Source organism: Paenarthrobacter sp. NPDC090517 (assembly GCF_044769165.1).
Lineage (GTDB): Bacteria > Actinomycetota > Actinomycetes > Actinomycetales > Micrococcaceae > Arthrobacter.
Genome location: NZ_JBIVXN010000003.1, coordinates 296,575 through 319,934, shown reverse-complemented (window position 1 = coordinate 319,934; position 23,360 = coordinate 296,575). Strand labels below are relative to the sequence as shown.

Here is a 23,360-nt window from a genome sequence, read left to right as displayed (position 1 = left end):
GACTATGATCGAACAATGACCTCCTCCAGCTACCTCCGTTTCCCGCATGTGCACGGCGATCTGGTCACCTTTGTGGCCGAAGACGACATCTGGATCGCACCCCTTTCAGGAGGCCGCGCCTGGCGGGTGTCCTCCCAGCAACTCCCGGCAAGGAACCCGCGGTTCACCCCGGACGGCAAGGGGCTGGTGTGGACCACTGTGGTGGGCACCTCACCGGAGGTGGTCACGGCCAACGTCGACGGCGGCGGGTACAGGCAGCTGAGTTACTTCGGGCACAGCACCACGAAGGTCAAAGGCTTCACGCCGTCAGGGAACGTGGTGGTAACCAGCGCCTTCCAACAAGCCGAAAGCCGTCACACGCACGCTTACAGCCTCCCGCTGGACGGCGGCGCCGCCGTCGAACTTCCGTTCGGCCCGGTTGAGGCTGTTGCCTTTGGTCCAGAAATCGGTGACGAGAAGCCGGTAGTCCTGGCAAGCGTCCTCTCACGTGAGCCCGCCTGGTGGAAGCGCTACCGCGGAGGCACCGCCGGGAAGCTCTGGATCGATGCCGACGGCAACGGAGAATTCGAGCGGCTGGCGGCGGAGATCGACGGAAATCTGACCGACCCTCTGTGGATTCAAGGACGGATTGCCTTCCTGTCGGACCACGAGGGCTACGGAAACCTTTATTCCGTGCTTCCTGATGGTTCCGGACTGCGCCGACACACGGACCACGAGGACTTCTACGTCCGTCATGCCAGCACGGATGGCACGCGGGTGGTCTTTGAGTCGGCAGGCGAGATCTGGATGCTTCCGTCACTGGACGCAGATGCTGAGCCGGTCAAATTGAACATCTCACTCGGGTCGGCATCACCGGGACGTCGTCCCGCGCCGCTTAAGGCTTCTGCCCATTTGGGGGACGTTTTCCCCAACGTTCCCGGAAGTGCCAGCGCTGTTGAATCTCACGGCACTATTCACTGGCTCCGGCATAAGGACGGACCTTCCCGTGTGGTTGAAGCGACACCTGGCGTCCGCGCCCGCCTGCCCCGGCCACTTACTGACGGTCGGATAGCGTACGTCGCCGACCATGGGGGAGTGGAAGCGCTGTATATCAAGCGCATCGCCGCCCGCCTTTCGGCAGTGGTGGAGATTCCCAAAATTGCTGCGGAACAACCCGCTCCTGCCACCGAAGAATCAGCTCCGCTTCCCAAGCCGGTCTCGGCGTCGAACGTGCTGGGACAGGGGGGCGTTACGGCGCAAGCGAGTACCAGTGTCAGGTGGACCTCCGAAGACGAAGCCCGGACAACGCCGGTTGAGACGGTCAACGGTGAGCCGTCCGCAGATACCGCGGGTGGCGCGACGGCAACTACAGTTCCTGCGCAGGCGGAAGAGTCCGCTGATCTCCGCATTGAATTTCCTGCCCCTACCCGGACGAGTGCTCTGGAAGCCAGTCCGGACGGGCGCTGGCTTGCTGTCGGCACGTCCTTCGGCGACGTCTTCGTTGCAGACACCACTGCCGGAACGCTGACGCGGCTTGTGAGCGTCGGTGAAGGCAGCATCGACGAACTGTCGTGGTCCAGCGACTCCCGGTGGCTCGTCTGGTCGGAGCCGGTGACGTCCTTCGGTTCGCGGAGCAAGCTCAGGATCGCCCGTCCGGCAGAGCCTGAGTCAGGAATCATCGATGTCACTGACGGCCGCTTCTGCGACGAGTCCCCGAGATTCACCCCTGACGGAAAATTCCTGGCGTTCCTGTCCAACAGGAGCTTCGATCCCGTGTACGACGGTCACTCGTTCGACCTGTCCTTCCCGAGCCCCATCAAGCCGTACCTGGTTGCCTTGGCAGCAGACACGCCCTCGCCGTTTGGTCCTTCCGTGGACACGCTGGAGGACGCATCACACGCCGCTACAACGTCCTACGACGGCGTAGCGCCAGTCGTGCGTGTTGACCCGGAGGGGCTTGCCCATAGGGTCATCGCTGTCCCCGTACCTCAGGGAAACTACTCAGACCTGGCCGTTGGCGACGGTGCACTGTTGTGGCTCGATACTGAACTTTCAGGTGTCATGGGCGATGGGCGAGGCACCCTTCAGGACAAGAAAACGGCGCCTTCCTTGGTCCGGTATGACCTTGCCAAGCGCAAGCAGGCCACGCTCGTCAAGGCAGTGGACAGCTACCGCTTGTCGGGTGACCTTAGCCGCATCATCTACGTGCACGACAAGCAAATCACGTCCGTTCCCGCTGACAACAAGGTGGAGGAGGACTCAGCGGACCTCGTGAAGGTGGAGCTCAACAGGGTCCGGGTCATCTTGGACCCCGTGGCCGCTTGGGGCCAGGCATTCGACGAGGCCTGGAGGCTGCAGCGGGACTTCTTCTGGACCGCCGACATGGCAGGCCAGGATTGGGACTCCGTCTACAAGCGCTACCGTCCCATCGTGGACCGGCTTGGTTCCCACGATGACCTGGTTGACCTGCTGTGGGAAATCCACGGCGAGCTGGGAACGTCGCATGCCTACGTCAAGCCGGCCGCTGTTGCGGAGCCCGGACGAAACGGCCAGGGCAGGCTTGGAGCTGAGTTCCAGCTCGGCACCAACGGTTGGCAAATTACCCGTATCCTCGCAGGTGAGTCCTCCGACCCGCTGGCTACTTCACCCTTGACCCGTCCTGGCGCCGACGCCAAGGTGGGCGACGTGCTCCTGGCGATCGACGGCGTCGAGCTTTCCGCGGTCTTGACGCCGGCAATGCAACTGGTAGGGTCCGCAGGCAGGACGGTGGAGCTGACCCTCTTGAACGGTGAAGGCCATGGTGAGGCTGCCGGTGTCCAGCGTCGCGTTGCCGTGGTTCCAGTCCGCGATGAGGAGCGGCTGCGGTACCAGGACTGGGTCCGGGCCAACCGGCGTACAGTCCGTGAGGCCTCGGACGGCAAATTCGGTTACCTGCATGTCCCGGACATGATGGCCAACGGCTGGGCGCAACTTCACCGCGACTTGGATACAGAGACTGCACTGGACGGCCTGATTGTGGATGTGCGTCGCAACCGCGGCGGGCACACATCCCAGTTGGTTGCCGAACTGATCGGGCGTAAGGTCACAGGCTGGAGTATGCCGCGCGGCGAAAAGCCGAGGACATACCCACACCACGCACCACGTGGACCCGTGATCATCCTCGCGGATGAATTCGCGGGATCCGACGGCGACATCATCACCCAAGTGTCCAAGCTGAGGGGTATTGGCCCCGTCATCGGTACGCGCACCTGGGGCGGCGTGGTGGGCATTGACAACCGCTTCTCACTAGCCGATGGCACCGGGGTCACCCAGCCGCGATACGCCACATGGTTCAGTGGCGGGATCGGTTGGGACGTGGAAAACCGCGGGGTGGAGCCGGACATCGAGGTCCTGTTCCCGCCGCACGCCTACGCAGCCGGGACGGACCCGCAACTGGAATACGGAATTGGTGCGCTCAAGGAAATGATCCAGGAGCTGCCCACCGATCGCCCTCCGGTGCGTGAGGGCTACCGCAAGGTTCGGCCGGCGCCACTACCCTCGCGCCCCCAAAAGGGCTAACAGCAGGGTCCCCAAAAGGGCTAACAGCAGGGTCCCCAAAAGGGCTAACAGCAGGTAAGTACAGAAGAGCCCCGCCACTTCCTTAGGGGAGTGGCGGGGCTCTTCTACGCTTCGAAGGTGTTATTACTGCGCGAGGGTGGCATCCAAGGTGATCTCGATGCTGGCCAGAGCGCCGGAAACGGGGCAGCCCGTTTTTGCATCTTCCGAAATACGGCGGAAGTCCTCTTCGGACAGGCCCGGAACCTTGGCCGTCATGGTCAGGTGGCTGCCAGTGATGCCGGTACCGGGAACAAACGTAACGTCGGCTTTGGTCTGAACTTCTTCAGCAGTGAATCCTTCGCCGGCAAGAGCGTGGCTGAAAGCCATGGAGAAGCAAGCGGAGTGGGCAGCGGCAATCAGTTCCTCCGGGCTGGTTTTGCCGCCTGACTGCTCCGTGCGTGCCTTCCAGGTGACATCGAACGTGCCCAGTCCTGAACTGTCCAGCGTTGTGTTGCCGGCGCCTTCAATCAGGTTGCCGTTCCAAACCGTGTGTGCGGTGCGTGTTGCTGCCATGTCCACTCCTTGGGGTCGTTGTGAGTCGGCAACCAGCCGTCGGCAGGTGCCATCGGATCAATCCTATGGATTTGCCTGCCGGACCGCACGGCCATTCCGCTGACAGTGGATTGTGACCCCGGACTGATGACGTGGATACCGAAGAAGTCGGCCCCGGATTAGTTCCAGAGGGTTGCGATGGCTATGTTGATCAAAGCCAGGCCGCCAACGCCGTGGGCCAGGCCGGTAGAGACCGGCTCGCCTTTCTTCACCCTGCGTGTGCCGATAACTGCCAGAACAGCTACTGCCACGCCGATGGCAAACTTCACGCCAAGCTTGAAATAGTTGGGATCAGCGTCGGGCAGCAGGGGGAACACACCCATCATGGCGACGCCGGTGAGGAGCTGGAGGAAGGCGCCGTCACGCTGGCGCGGGTGGACGGTTGGCTCCTTGAGGGTGGCGATCCAGTAGCCCACAATCATGGCTGCGCCGACGATGTGCAAGAACACCAGAATGTTGAAGAGAATACTCATGGCCCAAGCTTATCCAGTTGGTTCTACGTCCCGTAGCAAAGCCACGCTGACACCATGAGGTGCATGAATAGCAGGGGGCTTGCAAAGCAAAAGGGCAGGTTACCGGTTTCCCGGTAACCTGCCCTTCTGCTTTTGAAAGCGTGGTTAGAGACGCAGGCTCTTAGAGACCGAGGTCTGCTTCGAAAGCGCCTTCTTCAAGGCGAGCCTTGAGGGTCTGCAGGAAGCGGCCGGCATCCGCGCCGTCCACCAAGCGGTGGTCGTACGTGAGGGACAGGTACATCATGGAGCGGATAGCGATCGAGTCGTCGCCGTTTTCGTCGGCAACCACGACGGCGCGCTTGACGATGGCGCCGGTTCCGAGGATGCCTACCTGAGGCTGGTTGATGATCGGAGTATCAAACAGTGCACCAACGGAACCGATGTTGGTGATGCTGAATGTGCCACCGGACAGTTCATCCGGGCCGATCTTGCCGTCGCGGGTGCGGCCTGCGACATCGGCGATCTTGCCGGCCAAGCCGGCGAGGTTCAGGTTGCCGGCGTCGGAAATGACAGGTACCAGGAGACCCTTGTCAGTATCCACGGCAATCGCCAGGTGCTCGGCGTTGTGGTATGTGATTTCCTGCTTGGATTCGTCGTAAGCGGCATTCAGCTTGGGGTGCTGCTTCAAGGCTTCGGCTACTGCCTTGGCGATGAACGGGAGGAAGGTCAGCTTGACGCCGTTCTGGGCCTGGAACGAGTTCTTGGCCTTGAGACGGAGCTTGGCGATCTTGGTCATGTCGACCTCGTGCACCTGGGTCAGCTGAGTGGAGACCTCAAGGGACTCGCGCATACGGCGGGCAATGACCTGTCGGATGCGAGGGGCTTTCTCAGTGGTTCCACGCAGGGAAGATGCGACCACGGGGGCAGCGGCCTTAGCTGCGGGAGCTGCTGCCGGAGCAGCTGCAGCGGGGGCTGCGGCCGCCTGCTTTGCTTCTGCGGCGGCGAGAACATCCTGCTTGCGGATGCGGCCACCGACACCGGTGCCGGAGACCGATGAAATGTCTACACCGTGCTGGTTGGCAAGCTTGCGGACCAAGGGAGTGACGTATCCGGATTCCGAGGAGCCTTCAGCCGCAGGCGCAGCCTCGGGAGCAGCAGGTGCCGGAGCAGCAGGCGCGGCAGCAGGTGCCGGAGCGGCAGGTGCGGCGGCGGGTGCCGGAGCAGCAGGTGCCGGAGCAGCAGGCGCGGCAGCAGGTGCCGGAGCGGCAGGTGCGGCGGCGGGTGCCGGAGCAGCAGGTGCGGCGGCGGGTGCCGGTGCAGCAGCGGGAGCAGCCGGAGCCTCGGCGGCAGGCGCTGCAGCAGGAGCGGGAGCCGATGCAGGAGCAGCTGCGCCGGAACCGATGATGGCAAGCACGGAGCCAACCTCTGCTGTTTCGTCCTCGCTGACGCGGATTTCCTGCAGGGTGCCGGCAACCGGGGAAGGAATTTCGGTGTCTACCTTGTCGGTGGAAACCTCCAAGAGGGGTTCGTCCACCTCAACGGTATCGCCAACAGCCTTGAGCCAGCGGGTGACAGTACCCTCGGTGACGCTCTCGCCCAATGCGGGGAGGGTTACTTCATGGCCCTCGCCTGAAGCAGCGGGTGCGTCAGCCGCCGGTGCTTCTTCAGCGGCGGGTGCGGCAGGAGCTTCTTCGGCCGCTGCTGCCTGCTCTGCGGGCGCGGCAGGAGCTTCCTCAGCCGGTGCGGACTCAGCCGCCGGAGCGGCGGAGCCGGAACCGTCGCCGATTCGGACCAAGGGGGCGCCTACTTCGGCCGTCTCGTCTTCAGCGACGAGGATTTCTTCGATGACGCCTGAGATCGGAGAAGGGATTTCGGTGTCTACTTTGTCGGTTGAAACCTCGAGCAACGGCTCGTCGATCTCCACCCGGTCACCAACCTGCTTGAGCCAGCGGGTGACGGTTCCTTCGGTGACACTCTCACCGAGGGCGGGCAAGTTAACGGATTCAGACATGTCGTCCCCGTTCTCCTTATTGATCTTTGTGCGGATGAATTCTGCTGGTTCGGATCGGGTGCATGCGGCATATTCCGCTGCATGCACCCGATCCGTGGGTCTTGGTAAGACTTAGCCGTGGAGGGCCTTGCCCGCGAGGGCAAGGTGGGCTTCGCCCAGGCTTTCGTTCTGGGTGGGGTGGGCGTGGACCAGCTGGGCCACGTCCTCCGGGTATGCTTCCCAGTTCACGATCAGCTGGGCCTCACCGATCTGCTCGCCCATGCGGGAGCCGATCATGTGGATGCCCACCACGGGGCCATCCTTCTGGCGAACAAGTTTGACGATGCCACCGGTGCCGAGGATTGAACTCTTGCCGTTGCCGGCAAGGTTGTATTCCTGGGTCTGCACCTGGTCGTCGCCGAACTTTTCCTTGGCGGCCTTTTCGGTGTAGCCCACCGTTGCGATTTCAGGTTCGCAGTAGGTGACCTTGGGGATGTTGATGTCCTCGACGATTGCCGGGTTCAGGCCGGCGATCTCCTCGGCGACGAAGATGCCCTGCTGGTAGCCGCGGTGTGCGAGCTGGACGCCGGGGACGATGTCGCCGACGGCGTAGATGTTGCCAACGCCGGTGTGGAGGCGTTCGTTGGTGATGACGAAGCCACGGTCGATGGTGATGCCGGCTTCTTCGTAGCCAAGGTTGGCGGTGACCGGACCGCGGCCGACGGCTACGAGCAGGAGGTCGGCTTCGAACGTTTGGCCGTCAACCAAGGTGACCTTGACGCCGTCGTCGTTCTGCTCAACGCCCTGGAAGAAGATGCCGGTGGTGAACTTGATGCCGCGCTTCTTGAAGGCACGCTCAAGGTTCTTGACGATCGAGGCGTCCTCGTTCGGAACCAGGGAGGGAAGGCCTTCAATGATGGTGACATCCACGCCGAAGGACTTCCAGACGGAAGCAAACTCGACACCGATGACGCCGCCGCCCAAGACGATGGCGCTCTTGGGGATGTAGTCCATGGTGAGGGCCTGATCCGAGGTGATGACCTTGCCGCCGATTTCCAGGCCGGGGAGTGAACGCGAGTAGGAACCCGTGGCAAGGACAATGTTCTTGCCCGTGTAAGAGGTGCCGTTCACGACGACCGTGTTGTTGCCCTGGAGCTTGCCTTCACCCTCGATGACGGTGATGCCCTTGGACTTGATAAGTCCCTGGAGGCCCTTGAACTTACCGGCGATGATGCCGTCCTTGTACGCGTTCACGGCAGACATGTCGATGCTGTCGAGCGTGACGTTCACGCCATACTTGGCGGAATCGCGTGCATGGTCGGCCAGTTCGGCCGAGTGCAGGAGTGCCTTGGTGGGGATACAGCCGTTGTGCAGGCAGGTTCCGCCGAGCTTTGCCTTTTCCACAAGGCCAACGGTGAACCCAAGCTGTACGGCCCGCAGGGCAGTGGCGTAGCCGCCGCTGCCGCCACCGAGTACCAGGATGTCGAATTCTTGCGCAGTTGCCTGATCGGCCACTAAAACGCTCCCTCGCGTGAATGATGACACGGGACTGCGTGCCATCTGGTCTTTGGAACTTGTTCTGCCGTGATTATGCCAGCACCTAAGTTCTCTTGCATTTGTGACTATCGAGTTCACCTTAGCGAACCACCTACCCATGCTCCACCCTCTGCGGGCGTTTGTGGAGCGCTTGTGTCGAGACTCACGTTCACTTGTGACACAGCGCTACACCCCGCATAATTCCGGGGTTGCGCAGGCCCTGGACGACGATCGTCAGGAACCTGCGCAACCCGGAAGGGCGCGGGGGAGTGGAGCTAGGCGGAGACCGCCAGGAGATCCTCGGCGTAGGCAACCAAGGTACGGACGGTGCATCCGGTTCCCTGCTTGGGCGTGTAACCATACGGGGCGCCGTTGTTGAACGAGGGACCGGCGATGTCCACGTGGGCCCACGGGATCTGCTGGCCGTCACCGTTCTTACCCACGAATTCGCGAAGGAAGACTGCTGCGGTCATCATTCCACCGTTACGCTCACCGATGTTGGCAAGGTCTGCCACCTGCGAGTCAAGGCTTGGGCGGAGTTCTTCGGGCAGCGGCATGGGCCAAACCAATTCGCCCGCCCTGTCGGCCGCCGACTTCAGCGCTGCCGTGACGGAATCCGATCCCATGACGCCGGCAGTACGCAGGCCCAGTGCAATCAGCTGTGCGCCGGTCAGTGTTGCGACGTCAATGATGGCGTCCGGCTTCTCCATGCTGGCAGCGACGATGCCGTCGGCCATCACCAAACGCCCCTCAGCGTCCGTGTTCAGAACCTCAACGGTCTTGCCACCGTAGATGGTGAACACGTCAGCAGGCCGCGCTGCGGCGCCTGAGGGCATGTTCTCGGCGATGCAGAGCCAGGCAGTTGCCTTGAGTGGCAGGCCGAGCGAGGCGATGGCCAGGACCGTATTAAGTACGACGGCGGCGCCCGCCATGTCGCTCTTCATGTCACCCATGCCGAGGGCGGGCTTAATGGAGATGCCTCCGGTGTCGAACGTGATGCCTTTGCCTACGAGGGCGATCTTCTTGGTGGCCTTCGCGGGAGCGTATTCCACCTTGACGAGGCGGGGTTGGCGGGTAGAGCCCTTGCCGACGCCGAGGATGCCTCCGAAGCCTTCCTTTTCCAGACGCTTTTCGTCCCACACCGTGATCTTGACCGGGAGGCCCTTGGCGAGTTCCTTGGCGGACTCGGCGAACGACTCGGGGTAGAGGTGGCTTGGGGGCTGGTTGACCAAGGTGCGGGTCGCGTTGACCGCACGGGCGAGCACAATTGCCCGGTCCAGGGCGGGTTGGGCGGACTTGGCATCGACATCCGAGAAGATAAAGGCTTTGGCTACTGGGGCTTTGAGCCCATCCTTGCTGGAACGGTGCTCCGTGTAGGAGTAAGCGCCCAAAGCGGCACCTTCGGCGACCGCCGCGACGTCGGCGAGGGTAGCCGTCGGGAAGGCCAAAGTGACTGAAGAGGCTCCGGCGAGCTGGCGAACGGCGGATCCTGCGGCGCGCCGTAACGCTTCTTCGCTGAGGCTGCCGACATCGGACAGCTTTCCCACGCCTGTAAGGACAAGAATCCCTGAGCCTGTTTCGGGCAGTCCCGGAAGCCGGTGAACCTGGTCCGCGGCGCCGGTGATCCCCAAAAGCTGCAGGGAGCCCGCAACGGATTCGGCGGCTTTCGCGCTCAACGGGTTGGACAGCAGTACCGGCCCGTCCGCGCCTTGGGCAACGCCGATCACAAGGGCGTCGCTGGGGGACTTTTTCAGGTCCTTGGCGATGATGCCCAGGATGATGTCAGTAGTCTTGACCACGAGGATGTGTCCTCACTTCTCTCTGCATTGCATGGCGGGACCGCATGTTTGGCGGCCTGCCCCGGTACGCGCCCGACGTCTTCCTGCGACGGCGGCCTTGGACTTCAGGTCCAGCATCGCAAAGGACCTCGACCCGCTTCGATCGTAGTCTCTTGAACGCTGCGGACGGCAATTAAATGAGAGCTGCGGCACATCGGGGGCAGGAATGCGTGCATGGCGTGGAGCGTTGTATGGATTAATAGAGTCCCGCAGCCAATCAATGGTGCCCGGTGTTGTCATGCCGCTGGGTGTCATGAGCTTGGCGCCGTGTAGTTGGCACCGGGGACTTCCCTAAACTTTGTCATTGCGAAAGGAACACGCCGTGTTTGAACGGATATCCGGCTCTCTCCTGGACCCCGAATCGCTGTACGCGCGAAACATCGAGACCTTCCACAGCCCCGAGCTCCGCGGGCTGAACATGGTCATGGGATTCACGGGCTTTGCCGATGCCGGTCACGTGGTCCGGCAGATCAACGCGGAACTGTTGGACGAACTGGGCGCCGAAGTGGTGGCCATGTTCGATGCCGACCAACTCATCGACTACCGTTCGAGGCGGCCCCACATCAGCTTTGTGGAAGACCATCTGCAGGACTACCAAGCACCAAAGCTGGGCCTGTACAAGCTGAATGACGGTCTCGGCCAGCCGTTCCTGCTGCTTGCCGGCTTCGAACCCGACCTGCAGTGGGAGCGCTTCTCGAGGGCCGTCGTCGGAATTGTTGAAGAGCTCGACGTCAACCTGGTGACCTGGATCCATTCCATCCCCATGCCCGTCCCGCACACGCGGCCTGTTGGAGTGACGGTCCATGGCAACATGCCTGAGCTCATTGAGGGAATTTCAAGCTGGAAACCCACTGTGGATGTTCCTGCCGCCATTGGACACATTCTGGAACTCCGGCTCACCGAAGCGGAACGTAATGTGGCCGGCTACGTCATCCATGTCCCGCATTACCTGTCTGAAGCGGAGTACCCACCGGCCGCCGTCGCCGGTTTGGAATACCTGGGGGCGGCAACGTCCCTCATGCTGCCAACGGACAGGCTACGGGAAGCCGGGCGTGAAGTCGGCCGCCAAATTGCGGAGCAGATCGAGGCTTCTGAAGAAGTTCAGGCAGTAGTGACAAATCTCGAGACACGCTACGACGAAAAATCCGAGGGCATCGTCCGCCGTTCGTTGCTGGCGGACGAGAATGATGAGCTGCCCAATGCCGAGGATATTGGAGCTGCCGTGGAGGCCTATTTGGCGCGTAAAGACTCGCCTCAATAAATCAGCTTTGAGTTCCCGGCAGGCATAATTGTTGGGTGAATGCTCCCCGCGCCTGGCTCATCTGGACGATCGGCGTGTTCGCCTACCTTGTGGCGGTGGCGCAGCGAACCTCGTTCGGCGTAGCAGGGCTTGAAGCCACTGAGAGATTCCACGCCAGCGCCGCTGCCATCTCATTTTTCACGGTGCTTCAACTCCTGGTTTATGCGGGGCTGCAGATCCCCGTCGGCGTGCTGGTAGACAGGTTCGGTTCACGGGCCATGGTGGCCGGTGGCGCCGTGCTCATGGGACTGGGTCAGTTGCAGTTGGCCTTTGCGGACAGTGTTCCCGGGGGAGTCCTGGGCCGCGTCCTGGTGGGAGCCGGCGATGCGATGACCTTCATCTCGGTAATCCGTCTGGTCCCGTTGTGGTTCGCTCCTTCCAAGGTTCCGCTGGTTACTCAGCTGACTGGCATGTGCGGCCAGCTCGGCCAACTCTTCAGTGTTGTTCCGTTCGCATTGCTTCTTCACGCGGCCGGATGGACACCCGCGTTCCTCACCCTGGCGGCCATGTCCGTGCTGGCAGTAGTCCTCGTGCTCGCGGCGCTTCGGGATGCACCACCAGGGCACCCGCCCAGGGACACCGGCCAGGGTCTCCGCGCCACCGGTATCTCGCTGTCCCGCGCGTGGAAACAGCCCGGGACCCGGTTGGGCCTTTGGAGTCACTTCACTGTGCAGTTCAGCGGGAACCTTTTTGCCATGACCTGGGGCTATCCATTCCTGTTGTCTGCCCAGGGGCTCGATGCAGGGACGGTCTCAGGCCTCATGGCACTGTTTGTGGCCACGGCGATTGTTGCCGGCCCCGGTTTTGGCCGCTTCGTCTCCAAACATCCCATGCGAAGATCGGCCATGGTCCTGCTGATTGCGCTGGCTACAGCCTTGGCCTGGGCTGCTGTGCTTATTCTTCCCGCACGCGCCCCGCTGTGGCTCCTGGCCGTTCTGGTGGTAGTGCTCGCTGTCGGCGGGCCCGGGTCCATGATTGGATTCGATTTCGCCAGGACCTTCAATCCCTCGCACCGGATCGGCACGGCAACGGGGATAGTCAACGTTGGCGGCTTTATTGCGGCCCTCGTTGCCATCTACCTCATCGGTCTGGTGCTCGACCTCCTGTACGCCAGTGGGTTCTCCGGCGGGGATCTTTACGGGCTTGCGCCGTTCCGGATTGCCCTCAGCGTTCAGTTCGTTCTGCTGGGCCTAGGTACTGTGCTCATCCTGGTGACACGGCGGAAGGTGCGCCGGCAGATGGCATCGCAGGGGATTCACGTGCAGCCGTTGATGGCCGCCCTTGCCAGGCAGCGTCGGGAACGGATCGAGCGGCGTCGTGCCGCACGCCCCGTTTCTCCGGACGAGCACTAGGCGCCTGCGCTGCTGCGGCAGCTTTTCCACATAGGCATGATGGTCACTGTCTCCTCCGGCAGGAGTTGAGCAGGCTGGAACCATGAATTCCAACAGAACGCTCAGCATCCACCAACCCGAAGACATCCTTGGCTACATTCCCCATATGTTGGGCTACTGGCCCGAGGACAGCCTTGTAGCCATCACCATGCAAGGGAAAGTCCTTGGAGCCACACTGCGAGTGGATCTGCCGAACCTTGATTCACAGCTTGCCCGCTCGGGTTTCGCAGACCAGATCCGCAGTTTCCTGATTGCCGACGAGGAAGCCAACGGGGTGGTACTTGCCCTCTACACTGACACGGGATGGGATGACGGCAGCGTGGTCCGGGAGGCAATCCCGCTGCTCGAGGCCCTGCAGCTAAGCCTCGATGAGGTCGATCTATCGGTGAGGGATGCATGGCTGGTAGGCGCCGGGTATTGGCGTAGCGCCTACTGCGCGAACCTGGACTGTTGCCCGTTGCCTGGACTGCCTGTTGATCGCATCAAGAACAGCAGGTTGAGCGCTGAACTGGTGTACAGGGGGAGCTCCATTGGGCCGTCGCCGAGGAGCGGGCCCGGAATGCCGCAGCTTACACGTCCAGGGGCGTTGAATCCTCTGGTGCTGGCGTCGGAGTCACGCTATGGGAAGCAGATTCTCGGTGGGTGGCGGAGCGAACGTTGTTTGGACGCCGTCCTCGCCGTGTGGGACCACGTGCTGAAAAGGTGCGCAGCAGATGACCCGCTGCAGCCCCGGGCTGACGCAGAAATCATGGGTTTCCTCAGAACCACCCTCAGAGTCCCCGCGTGGCGGGACGCTGTGGTCGTCATGGCGGCAGCAGGCATGGAATCTGCAAAGTCCGGTGCTGCGGCGTTCGGGCTTTTCATCGAAGACGACGCAGGCGCGGCCTTCGACCCACAAGAACTTGGCATACCCGCCTCAGCCCTTCCGGCTCCCAAAGTTCATCATGAGCCCGACCCGTCCGGGGACGTCTTCACCTACGGAGATGTCTTATTGGGCATGCAACCGCACATGCCGTGTTGGAGCACCCTTGACGCGCTGCAACAGGTTCTTTCCGTGCTATGTGTCGATGACGAATCCGGCGTAGTGCCAGCGGCCGCATTGACACTTCAGGGCTGGATTTCCTGGTGCAAGGGGCGCGGATCCATTGCCCATGCCTGCCTGAGCCGGGCGGAGTCTGCGCAGCCGGGATACCGACTGGCCGAACTGCTCATGGATCTTCTGGGACAGGGGACCATCTGCACGTGGGCGCGGAGCTCCGAGACGGCGTGGCGCGGATTCAAGGACACTGTCGCATAGGTGGCATAGGGGGTTTGAAAATTCCTGAGGTATGCGTTTCGCAAAACCGTGAGACAATGGATGCCGAGACCCGGTTGGGTCCGCGTTCGAATGCCTGAATTGGCCCCTTCATCGGGAACAATACAGTGTCGTCGGGAGTTCTCTATAGAGACTCTGCAGACGGCGATCGCATTTGAAATTGATCGCGGACTTGACAGGGTCATAGTGGTGTTGCCCGTATGGTGATTCCACAGACCGCCGCTAGAAAGGTTTTCTGTGACCCCGTCTTCCGTCGAGAAGGAACCCGCCGCCCAGGCCGAATTGTCCGCTGAGGAAAAGAAGGCGGCAACATCGGCAAAGCGCGCAGCGACACGTGCTGCCAACAAGGCCTCAGAGGGCGACTCTGACAAGCCGGCACCCAAGAAGCGTGGACCCAAGCCCGGCGCGAAGGCCGCCGCTGAAGCCGCGAACAAGTCCTCAGGCTCCGACGCTGAGGATTCCAACGGCGAGGATGAAGACTTTGATCCCGCAGCTGCCGAAGAAGTCGAAGTCGGAGAAGATGACGTCGAGGACGGCGCCACGGCCACCAAGGACAAGGCTGCTCCCTCAGGTACGGGATTCGTGTACTCCGATGCCGACGACGACGACGCTCCTGTTCAGCAGGTCATGTCGGCCGGTGCGACTGCCGACCCCGTCAAGGATTACCTGAAGCAGATCGGTAAGGTCGCACTGCTGAACGCAGAGCAGGAAGTTGACCTCGCCCTTCGTATCGAGGCAGGCCTCTTTGCCGAGGAAAAGATCAACGCTGACGACGGATCCATGGATCCCAAGCTCAAGCGTGAGCTTGAATTCGTCATCCACGACGGCAAGCGTGCCAAGAATCACCTGCTCGAAGCCAACCTGCGCCTCGTCGTTTCCTTGGCCAAGCGCTACACCGGCCGTGGCATGCTCTTCCTGGACCTGATCCAGGAAGGCAACCTGGGCCTTATCCGTGCAGTGGAGAAGTTCGACTACACCAAGGGCTTCAAGTTCTCCACCTACGCAACCTGGTGGATCCGTCAGGCAATTACCCGCGCCATGGCAGACCAGGCCCGCACCATCCGTATTCCGGTGCACATGGTGGAAGTCATCAACAAGCTGGCCCGCGTACAGCGCCAGATGCTTCAGGACCTCGGCCGCGAACCGACGCCTGAAGAGCTGGCACTCGAGCTGGACATGACGCCCGAGAAGGTTGTCGAGGTTCAGAAGTACGGCCGTGAGCCGATTTCGCTCCACACGCCTCTGGGTGAAGACGGTGACTCCGAGTTCGGTGACCTGATTGAGGACTCCGAGGCTGTGGTCCCTGCCGACGCCGTGAGCTTCACGCTCCTGCAGGAGCAGTTGCACTCGGTTTTGGACACCCTGTCCGAGCGCGAAGCGGGAGTTGTTGCTATGCGCTTCGGCCTGACCGATGGCCAGCCGAAGACTTTAGACGAAATCGGCAAGGTCTACGGCGTCACGCGCGAGCGCATCCGCCAGATCGAATCCAAGACCATGTCCAAGCTGCGGCACCCGTCCCGCTCGCAGGTCCTGCGGGATTACCTGGACTAAAAAGACACACTGCGGGTGTTGAGAGCGGCTCAGTCGGACTTCCGGCTGGGCCGCTTTCATGTTGCACAAAAGTCGAGTGCAACAAGTCCAAAACGACAGACTCAACGCAACAAGGCCCCTCCCGTCCGGGAGGAGCCTTGTCATGTGATCAAAAAGGGTTTCCGGATAACCGGACTGCCTAGTCGACGGGGACGGGAGCCTTCTCGTTGAGGCGCTCGGTCTCATCGTGCCAGTCAGAAGTCATGGGCCGAAGCGTAGCTTCAACTGCACGTGCGTGGTGGCCGCAGAAGAGCAGCTCACCGCCGGAGGACTCGAGTACAACGCGGACGTACGCCTGGGCTCCGCAACGGTCACAGCGGTCAGCTGCGTTCAGCGTGCGGTCTGCAACTGCTGTTGTCATGTCGGCCTCCTTAGTAGTTCTGTACATCCATATAACCAGCATTCGGTCCAGATCCATGGCAAGGATGGGTCACTTTCGCTGTCCGCGTATCACATGTGCGTAACGTAACCAGGCAGGCTGCGTCCGTGCTGGAGTGGCAAACGGTGCCTGACGACTTCCCCGGCTACGCTTGTACGGGCAGTGTTTGCCTTGAATTACCAGTCAACACACGGCTGGGAAGTACCCGGAGATATACCCCGAAGGAGCACACCGCGAGTGGCACCGAGTTCTGAATACAACGCCCGGCATCTATCTGTCCTTGAGGGCCTGGAAGCCGTTCGTAAGCGCCCGGGCATGTACATCGGCTCCACTGACTCCCGCGGCCTCATGCACTGCCTCTGGGAAATCATCGACAACGCCGTGGATGAGGCTCTGGCGGGCTTCGGACATGACATCAAAGTCATCCTGCATGCCGACAACTCAGTGGAAATCCACGACGACGGCCGTGGAATCCCAGTGGATGTAGAGCCCAAGACCGGCCTCTCCGGCGTCGAAGTTGTCTTCACCAAACTGCATGCAGGTGGCAAATTCGGTGGCGGTTCCTACACTGCCTCGGGTGGTTTGCATGGTGTCGGGGCTTCGGTGGTAAACGCTTTGTCAAGCCGCCTTGATGTCCAAGTGGACCGCGGCAGCAAGACTTACCAGATGTCGTTCCGCCGCGGTGAGCCGGGACGCTTCGTGGATTCCGGGGCAAAGCCGAGCCCCAACGCACCGTTCGAACCGTTCGTGGAGAACTCGGTGCTGGATGTCGTGGGGAAGGCGAAACGTGGCGTCACCGGCACCCGCGTGCGATATTGGGCCGACCGTCAAATTTTCACCCCTGACGCCAAGTTCTCCTATGACGACCTGGCAGCACGGGCACGCCAAACATCGTTCCTCGTACCCGGCTTGAAAATCACTGTGCGCGACGAGCGCAAGCTGGCCGGAACGCCGGGGGAGGCCGGTGTCCATGAGGAAGTGTTCCACCACGATGGCGGCATCTCCGAGTTTGTTGAGTTCCTCGCTGCCGATTCCGGGGTTACGGATGTCTGGCGCCTCCATGGTTCAGGGAAATTCAAGGAAACCGTCCCGGTCCTCGATGAGAACGGGCACAGCAAGATCGCGGAAGTTGAACGTGACTGCGAGGTGGACATCGCCCTGCGATGGGGCATCGGTTATGAGACCACTATGCGCAGCTTCGTCAACATCATCGCCACCCCCAAGGGCGGCACGCACCAGTCCGGCTTTGAAGCGGCCCTGCTGAAAACCTTCCGCAAGGCCGTGGAGACGAACGCGCGCAAGCTCAAGGCCGGCAACGACAAGGTGGAGAAAGACGACATTCTCGCCGGGCTGACCGCCGTCCTAACTGTCCGGCTTGCGGAGCCGCAATTCGAGGGACAGACAAAGGAAATCCTTGGTACCTCGGCGGTTCGTGCCATTGTGGCCAAGGTGGTTGAGAAGGAAATAACAGCGAGGCTGAACTCGGCCAACCGCAACGACAAAGCCCAGTCCGCGCTCCTCTTGGAGAAGATGGTCGCGGAGATGAAGTCGCGCATCTCGGCCCGTGTGCACAAAGAAACCCAGCGCCGCAAGAACGCCTTGGAAACTTCGTCGATGCCTACAAAGCTCGCAGATTGCCGAACTGATGACGTCGCGCGCTCTGAACTGTTCATCGTAGAGGGTGACTCGGCACTCGGTACCGCCAAACTTGCCCGCTCATCCGACTTCCAAGCACTACTGCCCATTCGCGGCAAGATCCTGAACGTGCAGAAAGCATCCGTAGGCGACATGTTGTCCAACGCGGAGTGCGCGGCGTTGATCCAGGTTGTGGGCGCCGGCTCCGGTCGAAGCTTCGACATTGACGCTGCCCGTTACGGCAAGGTCATCCTCATGACCGACGCCGACGTGGACGGTGCACACATCCGCACCCTGCTGCTTACCCTTTTCTTCCGATACATGCGGCCCATGGTCGAAGCCGGCCGTGTGTTTGCCGCTGTCCCGCCCCTGCACCGTGTGGAAGTGATCAACCCCGGCCAGAAGGCCAACGAGATGATCTACACCTACTCGGAGGCCGAGCTTCACGTCCTTCTCTCCAACCTTGCCAAGGAAGGCAAACGCTACAAGGAACCAATTCAGCGATATAAGGGCCTGGGTGAAATGGACGCACAGCAACTGGCAGAGACCACTATGGATCCACGACACCGGACTCTCCGGAAGGTGGGCATTGATAGCGCCCAACGTGCCGAGGAAGTCTTCGATCTTTTGATGGGCTCGGACGTGGCACCGCGCAAGGAGTTCATCATTGCCGGCGCGGCTACGCTGGACCGGGAACGCATCGACGCCTAGCTCTGGTTTGGCGGAACCAGGTCACCATCAGGGACCTGTGGTGCGCGGGCGCCCGGGGCTGCAAGGGCCGCGGCGCCCACCACCAAGGCCAAAGCTCCCAGGCCCCAGGGCAGCCCGGCCGCTACTGCGACGCCGCCCACCAGCAGCGGCCCGCCGGCGTCGCCAAGTTCACGGCCCAGCTCGGCAGAGCCCATGGTTCTGCCGAGGCGTTCGGCCGGCGTCGCATCGGCCAGGTGAGCGAATGCGAGAGGGGTGGAGACGCCGATTCCCGCACCGATGAGCACTGCTGCGCAGTAGATCCAGGCCGCTCCCGGCAACAAGCCGGCCATCAGAGTGCCTACCGAGATAGCCAGCAGGCCGGCCACCATGCCGGGCCTGTCGGCGATTCTTCCCTGGTCCCTCAGCCTGCCGACGCGGGGCTGTATCAGCGCGGAAGCTACTGCCAGCACGGTGACTACGGCAACGCTGCCTGCCGTGCCTAGCCCTTCCCGTGCTACCAGCGCGGGGAGAAAGCCGACGGCGGCACCCAGCGCACCCGTGGCAGCGGCCAACACCAGGGTTGGGCCGAGGAATGACCGTTCAGTGCTTTGGCGCCACACATCGACGATGGTGTATCTGGGACGGGGAAGCGGCTGCAGGCGGGGTACTGAAACCATGGCCCACATGGCCACAGCCAAGCCCAGGGCCGTCAGGATCCCGAACAGGAAGCCGAATCCGCCGATGATGATGGCCATGGCGCCCAGCAACGGGCCAATGGCGTAGCCGAGTCCTTTCCAGGAGCCGTAGCGGCCGAAGTAGTGCCCGGTCCTGCCGCCTGCGAGCCGGGCAACGCCAGCGGATGAGGCCGGCGAGAAGGCCGAAGCCGCCATCCCTTGACCAAGGCGGGCGGCCGCGAGCATGGCGGGTTGATCCGCCCATAATCCAATCAGGGAGGCAGCGGAGAAAGCCACAAGCCCACCCACGATCACCGGCTTGGGTCCGATGTGATCGCTGAGGGCACCGAAAACGGGTTTGAGGAACACTTCCGCTACGTCGTACAAAGCCAGAAGAACGCCCAGAGCAAGCAAGCTCAAGCCGATGTCCGCGCTTTCTGCCCCCAGGCCCGCTGCCACCGCATGGGCACCAAAGGCGGTGGTGAAGCCTGCGGCGTAGAGGGGCCAACGCTGGCGGGCTGCAACGGACGTGGGAGAAGAGTTGGGGGCTTTCACGTACATGAATGTAACAGCTGCTACATTCATGAGTGTGATTGATGAACAGTGGTTGTTGATTTTGGTGCAGGTTCCTGCGCAGCCATCCCGGCACAGGGTGGCAGTGTGGCGGGAGTTGCGCCGGATCGGTGCCGTTCCTTTGTCGCCGGGTACGTGGGTTCTCCCGGCCCATCCGGCCTTCGATGAGGGTCTTGCGCGGGCCCAGGCGCTGGTGGCAAAGGGCGCAGGCACTTGGACTTTGGTGGACGCTGCACCCCGCGACAACGGTGCGGACACTTTCCGTAGCGCTTTCGAAGCTGCCCGGTTGGAGGAATGGAAGGAGTTCACGGCCGATTGCGGCAAATTTGAGCAGGAGATAGCGAAAGAGATTTCGAGGGAGAAGTTCACTTTCGCCGAACTGGAGGAAGAAGAACAAAGCCTGGAGCGCTTGAGGCGCTGGTACAGGGAGCTGAAGTCACGCGATGTGCTTCATTTGCCGCAGGCGACGGATGCTTCAGAGCACCTGGCACGCTGCGCCGAGGCACTGGAAGGCTACGCGTCCTTGGTGTACGAGGCGACGCTGCCCCAATAGCCGGGTCAGCCCGGTCACCCCAGTAGTCCCGGGACGATCAGCAGGGCAGTGGGCACCGCAAGCAGCAAGGCCGAGGCCGCCAGGACCAACACCCGTGCAGCCTTGGTGAGTGGAGGCTTGGGTGAGAGCAGGCGGCTGACGCGTGACGCCGTCGTGCGTGGGGAATCAGCGCCGCCTGTGGCACTCACGGCATTGCCCTCGACGACGGCACCACCGACGCTGAGTGCCTGGCCGCCGGCCAGTGTCTTGCTCCCGCTGACCGGCTGCCCGTCAAGGGCGGGCTGTGTGGTGCCGCTGGCAACAATGGCGATGGCCTTGATCAGGGTGCCTTTGCTCTCGGTGCGGAGGGCGACGTCGTCGGCCAGCATTTCGATCAGCGAATTCACCGCTGTCTGGGCCAGCCGGGTGGTGGGAAACCATGGCAGGGCCTGACGCCAAGCAGCAAAGGCCCAAAGCAGGAGATCGTGGCGCTGGGACAGGTGCGCGTTCTCGTGAATAAGCACAGCCCTGAGTTCAGCAGGTTCCAGTGCTGCCATCAGGCCGTCGGATAGCACGGTTACGGATCGGGCGCCACCAGGCAGGCAGTAGGCGACGGGGGAATCGTGGTTGATCACCACTGTGCCGGGGCCGTCGTCCGACGGTGATGCCAGCAGGGCCAGCAGCTCGCGGTGGCGTCGCCGCTGCCGTTCAATCTTGTAATAGGTCAGCAGCAGGGTGAAGACCAAGTGGGCGGTCAACAGTGCCGCTGCGGAGAGCGCAAAAAGGTGCCAAAAGCCCAGCGCGGTGGTGGGCTCGTTGTTGAAAACCATCCCGGCCAGGCTCTTGAGTCCTGCAATGAGGTTGTCCCCGATGGGCTCGAGTCCGTAAACGAGCATGGCCCCGATCATGGACAAGCCGCCAGCGAGGGCGATCGCCTGCCACAGCACCATGGCGGTGAAGGGAGATCGTGCCGGCCACTGCGCGCGGGAAAGCAGCACGGGTACTGGCCACGCCAGAATGATTGCCAGGACCGCAAGCAGGTATGAGGTCCAGAACATAGTGGCTAATTGTAGCCGAGCAGTTTGCGCAGGGTAGCGGCTTCGCTTTCGGTGACGGAACCAATGAAGCGGGCCAGGACGGCCTCGCGGTCCGGAGCCGAGCCCAGGACTTCGTGCATGAGTTCGGCGGTGTGATCGGCGCGGCTGGAGACGGCTTGGTAGCGGTGCGGTCGCGTTCCGCGTTCGCGCTCCACCAGGCCCTTCTTTTCCAGCCGTGAGAGCACAGTGAGGACCGTGGTTACGGCCAGATCCTTGCCCTGGTGACCCGCGGTGCCGTCACCAGCCTCGGAATCCTGCGCCAGCAGATCCCGCAGTGTGTTGGCAGTTGCAGCCTCCTGGCCTGCCCAGAGCAGATCCATCACTGCCCGTTCCAGTTCCCCAAGACTTGCCATTGATACGTCCCTACCTTCCGCTCCTGGTGCAGAGTGCCTGCTGCCGGAAGCGATGATCCAACATTCCACAATAAATCTACCGCTTTTCAGGCCTTCATTCTACGTGAGGTAGAACTATCGGCGCGCCGCACCCGAAGGCAAACCCTTGTGCGTGGGTTACGCCACTTGAAGAATGGGTTTCGGCGGTCGCCATTTGTTCTACACTGTGTAGAAGAGAAGTTTTCTACGTGACGTAGAAGTAAGGTCATCGTACTTCGGTCCACCGCACAAAGGACAGCCATGGACGCCTTGGAAATCGCACGCTGGCAGTTTGGTATCACTACCGTCTACCACTTCATGATGGTGCCGCTCACTATCGGACTCGGTCTGGTGGTGGCCATCATCCAGACCATTTGGTATCGCACGGGCAAGCCCGAGTACCTGCGGATGACCAAGTTCTGGGGAAAGCTCTTCCTCATCAACTTCATCATGGGCGTAGCCACCGGCATCGTCCAGGAATTCCAGTTCGGTATGGCGTGGAGTGAGTACAGCCGATTCGTCGGGGATGTTTTCGGTGCGCCGTTGGCCCTCGAAGCGCTATTGGCCTTCTTCGTGGAATCCACGTTCCTGGGGCTGTGGATCTTTGGTTGGAAGCAACTCAAGCGCGGCGTCCACCTGGCGTGCTTGTGGATCGCCGTGATTGGTTCAGTCTTCTCCGCATACTTCATCATCGTGGCGAACTCCTGGATGCAGCACCCCGTAGGCGTTGAAATGGTTGATGGCCGGCCCGTGATGACCGATGCCTGGGCTGTGTTCACCAATAACACGGCCTTGGTTGCAGTGCCGCACACACTGTTCGGCGCTCTGGCTGTCGCGGGTGCCTTCCTGTTGGGTATCGCCTGGTATCACCTCTGGCGTCGCCGCCACGATGGCATTGATGTGGTGGGCAAGGAGGGCAAGCTGGTTCCCGGCGAGGCCGCAATCCCGGGCCGTGACAAAGCCGATTACACCGTGTGGATGACATCCTTGCGAATTGGTGCGGTGGTGGCCATGATCTCCTTCGCGGGAACGGCCATCACAGGTGACCTGCAGGGCAAACTGATGTTCGAGCAGCAGCCCATGAAGATGGCCGCAGCGGAAGCTGCCTGCCATGACGGCACGGGCTTCTCGGTCCTGAGCGTCGGGAACCTTGGTGCCACCAACTGCGATGACATTGTGGCCGTCATTGAAGTGCCAGGCATCCTCTCCTTCCTGGCCAAGGGTGACTTCACCACTGAGGTCAAGGGCGTGAACAGCCTGCTGGGTGAGTACAAGGAGAAATACGGCACACACCTGCCGGACAACCCGCTGTACGGTGAGCGCGCCGGACAGGAAATCCAATACGTGCCTGTCATGGAAGTGACCTACTGGGGCTTCCGCATGATGATCGGCTTCGGTGGCCTCGCCGCCTTCGCCGCACTGTTGGCCCTCTGGGTCACCCGCAAAGGCGTGGTTCCTCAGTCCACATGGCTCATGCGCCTTGCCGTCCTGGGGATCCTTGCACCGTTCGGAGCCAACGCCGCAGGCTGGATCTTCACCGAAATGGGCAGGCAGCCGTTCGTAGTGGCCCCGAACCCGGACATGAACGGAATCGACCAAGTCTTCATGTTCACCGCTGCTGCGGTGTCCCCGGGGGTCAGCGCAGGGGAGCTCATGACCTCGCTGGTAGTCCTCACCGCCATCTATGCCGTGCTGTTGGTGGTGGAAGTGAAGCTATTGGTCAAGTACATCCGCGGTGGCGTGGCCTCAGCGATGCCTGAACTGGGCCATGTGCAGGATTCAGACGACCAACGTGACAAGAACGACGACGGCACGGGACCGGACAAGTCCGGCAACGACGTCCTGGCATTCGCCTACTAAAGCCAAGGG

The 23,360-nt window shown here is 61.9% G+C and carries 17 protein-coding genes; 8 read left to right on the top strand and 9 right to left on the bottom strand.

All coding sequences use genetic code 11. From position 1 onward, the window contains the following. Positions 1 to 15: 15 nt before the first annotated feature. Positions 16 to 3,537 (top strand): S41 family peptidase, encoded by a 3,522-nt coding sequence (locus tag ACIQTW_RS13080; protein ID WP_402937362.1) that lies wholly within the window; start codon positions 16 to 18, stop codon positions 3,535 to 3,537. A 123-nt stretch (positions 3,538 to 3,660) separates the two neighbouring features. On the opposite strand, the gene ACIQTW_RS13075 is transcribed toward ACIQTW_RS13080, so the two are convergent. The 5 genes from ACIQTW_RS13075 to ACIQTW_RS13055 form a co-directional block, all read right to left on the bottom strand. Further along, positions 3,661 to 4,089, bottom strand: coding sequence for an OsmC family protein (locus tag ACIQTW_RS13075; protein ID WP_026005506.1), 429 nt, complete (start codon positions 4,087 to 4,089; stop codon positions 3,661 to 3,663). Positions 4,090 to 4,247: 158 nt separating this feature from the next. Beyond that, complete coding sequence (locus ACIQTW_RS13070) at positions 4,248 to 4,601, bottom strand: hypothetical protein (protein ID WP_402937360.1); 354 nt, start codon at positions 4,599 to 4,601, stop codon at positions 4,248 to 4,250. 160 nt (positions 4,602 to 4,761) lie between these two features. Further along, on the bottom strand, positions 4,762 to 6,591 hold the full coding sequence (gene sucB, locus ACIQTW_RS13065) for a 2-oxoglutarate dehydrogenase, E2 component, dihydrolipoamide succinyltransferase (protein WP_402937358.1): 1,830 nt from the start codon (positions 6,589 to 6,591) through the stop codon (positions 4,762 to 4,764). A 111-nt stretch (positions 6,592 to 6,702) separates the two neighbouring features. Beyond that, positions 6,703 to 8,085, bottom strand: a complete 1,383-nt coding sequence (lpdA, locus tag ACIQTW_RS13060; RefSeq protein WP_026005508.1) for a dihydrolipoyl dehydrogenase — start codon at positions 8,083 to 8,085, stop codon at positions 6,703 to 6,705. Positions 8,086 to 8,381: 296 nt separating this feature from the next. Then, positions 8,382 to 9,905: a leucyl aminopeptidase gene (locus tag ACIQTW_RS13055; RefSeq protein WP_402937356.1), complete on the bottom strand. Its 1,524-nt coding sequence runs from the start codon at positions 9,903 to 9,905 to the stop codon at positions 8,382 to 8,384. A gap of 361 nt (positions 9,906 to 10,266) precedes the next feature. Here ACIQTW_RS13055 and ACIQTW_RS13050 point away from each other — a divergent pair, with 361 nt between their 5' ends. The 4 genes from ACIQTW_RS13050 to ACIQTW_RS13035 all read left to right on the top strand — a co-directional run bounded on the left by ACIQTW_RS13050 (position 10,267) and on the right by ACIQTW_RS13035 (position 15,501). Continuing rightward, positions 10,267 to 11,205 (top strand): proteasome assembly chaperone family protein, encoded by a 939-nt coding sequence (locus ACIQTW_RS13050; protein ID WP_091466697.1) that lies wholly within the window; start codon positions 10,267 to 10,269, stop codon positions 11,203 to 11,205. Positions 11,206 to 11,240: 35 nt separating this feature from the next. Beyond that, positions 11,241 to 12,596, top strand: a complete 1,356-nt coding sequence (locus tag ACIQTW_RS13045) for a nitrate/nitrite transporter (protein WP_402937354.1) — start codon at positions 11,241 to 11,243, stop codon at positions 12,594 to 12,596. Positions 12,597 to 12,678: 82 nt separating this feature from the next. Continuing rightward, complete coding sequence (locus tag ACIQTW_RS13040) at positions 12,679 to 13,932, top strand: DUF4192 domain-containing protein (RefSeq protein ID WP_402937352.1); 1,254 nt, start codon at positions 12,679 to 12,681, stop codon at positions 13,930 to 13,932. Between the two features lie 255 nt (positions 13,933 to 14,187). After that, the gene (locus tag ACIQTW_RS13035) at positions 14,188 to 15,501 is read left to right on the top strand and encodes an RNA polymerase sigma factor (RefSeq protein ID WP_402937350.1); all 1,314 of its coding nucleotides are present in this window, start codon (positions 14,188 to 14,190) and stop codon (positions 15,499 to 15,501) included. Positions 15,502 to 15,679: 178 nt separating this feature from the next. Here the strand turns inward: ACIQTW_RS13035 and ACIQTW_RS13030 are convergent, their stop codons facing one another. Then, the gene (locus ACIQTW_RS13030; RefSeq protein ID WP_018778705.1) at positions 15,680 to 15,901 is read right to left on the bottom strand and encodes a hypothetical protein; all 222 of its coding nucleotides are present in this window, start codon (positions 15,899 to 15,901) and stop codon (positions 15,680 to 15,682) included. Between the two features lie 255 nt (positions 15,902 to 16,156). On the opposite strand from ACIQTW_RS13030, the gene ACIQTW_RS13025 reads away from it, so the two are divergent. Then, complete coding sequence (locus ACIQTW_RS13025) at positions 16,157 to 18,265, top strand: type IIA DNA topoisomerase subunit B (RefSeq protein WP_402937348.1); 2,109 nt, start codon at positions 16,157 to 16,159, stop codon at positions 18,263 to 18,265. Here the strand turns inward: ACIQTW_RS13025 and ACIQTW_RS13020 are convergent. Next, positions 18,262 to 19,479 carry an MFS transporter gene (locus ACIQTW_RS13020; RefSeq protein WP_402937584.1) on the bottom strand — a complete coding sequence of 406 codons (1,218 nt, stop codon included), beginning with the start codon at positions 19,477 to 19,479 and terminating at the stop codon, positions 18,262 to 18,264. The two genes, ACIQTW_RS13025 and ACIQTW_RS13020, sit on opposite strands and share 4 nt — an antisense overlap. A gap of 22 nt (positions 19,480 to 19,501) precedes the next feature. On the opposite strand from ACIQTW_RS13020, the gene ACIQTW_RS13015 reads away from it, so the two are divergent. Beyond that, entirely contained in the window at positions 19,502 to 20,044 is a 543-nt protein-coding gene (locus ACIQTW_RS13015) for a Chromate resistance protein ChrB (protein ID WP_402937346.1), read from the top strand. Between the two features lie 14 nt (positions 20,045 to 20,058). On the opposite strand, the gene ACIQTW_RS13010 is transcribed toward ACIQTW_RS13015, so the two are convergent. Both ACIQTW_RS13010 and ACIQTW_RS13005 read right to left on the bottom strand, forming a co-directional pair. Continuing rightward, entirely contained in the window at positions 20,059 to 21,081 is a 1,023-nt protein-coding gene (locus tag ACIQTW_RS13010; RefSeq protein WP_402937344.1) for a M56 family metallopeptidase, read from the bottom strand. A gap of 5 nt (positions 21,082 to 21,086) precedes the next feature. Continuing rightward, entirely contained in the window at positions 21,087 to 21,473 is a 387-nt protein-coding gene (locus ACIQTW_RS13005) for a BlaI/MecI/CopY family transcriptional regulator (protein ID WP_011774471.1), read from the bottom strand. Positions 21,474 to 21,752: 279 nt separating this feature from the next. On the opposite strand from ACIQTW_RS13005, the gene ACIQTW_RS13000 reads away from it, so the two are divergent. Then, on the top strand, positions 21,753 to 23,351 hold the full coding sequence (locus ACIQTW_RS13000) for a cytochrome ubiquinol oxidase subunit I (RefSeq protein ID WP_402937342.1): 1,599 nt from the start codon (positions 21,753 to 21,755) through the stop codon (positions 23,349 to 23,351). The last annotated feature ends 9 nt before the right edge of the window (positions 23,352 to 23,360 follow it).

Excerpts from the sequence above, each read along its gene's own strand:
- ACIQTW_RS13020 (WP_402937584.1), bottom strand. The coding sequence starts at position 19,479 with ATGTACGTGAAAGCCCCCAACTCTTCTCCCACGTCCGTTGCAGCCCGC.
- ACIQTW_RS13075 (WP_026005506.1), bottom strand. The coding sequence starts at position 4,089 with ATGGCAGCAACACGCACCGCACACACGGTTTGGAACGGCAACCTGATT.
- ACIQTW_RS13030 (WP_018778705.1), bottom strand. The coding sequence starts at position 15,901 with ATGACAACAGCAGTTGCAGACCGCACGCTGAACGCAGCTGACCGCTGT.
- sucB (WP_402937358.1), bottom strand. The coding sequence starts at position 6,591 with ATGTCTGAATCCGTTAACTTGCCCGCCCTCGGTGAGAGTGTCACCGAA.
- ACIQTW_RS13040 (WP_402937352.1), top strand. The coding sequence starts at position 12,679 with ATGAATTCCAACAGAACGCTCAGCATCCACCAACCCGAAGACATCCTT.
- ACIQTW_RS13015 (WP_402937346.1), top strand. The coding sequence starts at position 19,502 with ATGAGTGTGATTGATGAACAGTGGTTGTTGATTTTGGTGCAGGTTCCT.
- ACIQTW_RS13005 (WP_011774471.1), bottom strand. The coding sequence starts at position 21,473 with ATGGCAAGTCTTGGGGAACTGGAACGGGCAGTGATGGATCTGCTCTGG.
- ACIQTW_RS13080 (WP_402937362.1), top strand. The coding sequence starts at position 16 with ATGACCTCCTCCAGCTACCTCCGTTTCCCGCATGTGCACGGCGATCTG.
- ACIQTW_RS13000 (WP_402937342.1), top strand. The coding sequence starts at position 21,753 with ATGGACGCCTTGGAAATCGCACGCTGGCAGTTTGGTATCACTACCGTC.
- ACIQTW_RS13010 (WP_402937344.1), bottom strand. The coding sequence starts at position 21,081 with ATGTTCTGGACCTCATACCTGCTTGCGGTCCTGGCAATCATTCTGGCG.
- ACIQTW_RS13070 (WP_402937360.1), bottom strand. The coding sequence starts at position 4,601 with ATGAGTATTCTCTTCAACATTCTGGTGTTCTTGCACATCGTCGGCGCA.